General features: G+C 44.7%; 1 pseudogene. It reads left to right on the forward strand.

The features are described from left to right. Positions 1-517 (forward strand): annotated as a pseudogene (locus AB4653_RS25625) (flagellin); the annotation flags it as partial.

The following is a 517-nucleotide window of genomic DNA, read 5'->3' on the forward strand; positions in this document are numbered from 1 at the left end:
GGAACGCCTATCTTCAGGCTCTAAAATCAACAGCGCAAAAGATGACGCTGCTGGCCTACAAATCTCGAACCGTTTGAACGTTCAGAGCCGCGGTCTTGATGTTGCTGTACGTAACGCGAACGATGGTATCTCTATCGCTCAAACAGCAGAAGGTGCGATGAATGAAACATCAAACATTCTACAACGTATGCGTGATTTGTCTTTGCAATCAACAAACGGTTCAAATACCAAATCTGACCGTGTAGCAATCCAAGAAGAAGTAACGGCGCTTAATGATGAACTAAATCGTATCGCTGAAACCACATCTTTTGGTGGCAACAAGCTGCTTAACGGTACTCACGGTACTAAGTCATTCCAAATTGGTGCAGACAATGGTGAGGCAGTAATGCTTCAACTGAAAGACATGCGTTCTGATAACGACCAAATGGGCGGCAGCAGCTACCAATTTACAGAAGCTAAAGGTAAAGATTGGGGCGTGAAAGCTGGCGCGAATGACTTAACCATGTCATTAAAAGAC

The sequence above is a fragment of the Vibrio sp. 10N.222.48.A3 genome (assembly GCF_041475345.1).
Lineage (GTDB): Bacteria > Pseudomonadota > Gammaproteobacteria > Enterobacterales > Vibrionaceae > Vibrio > Vibrio tasmaniensis_A.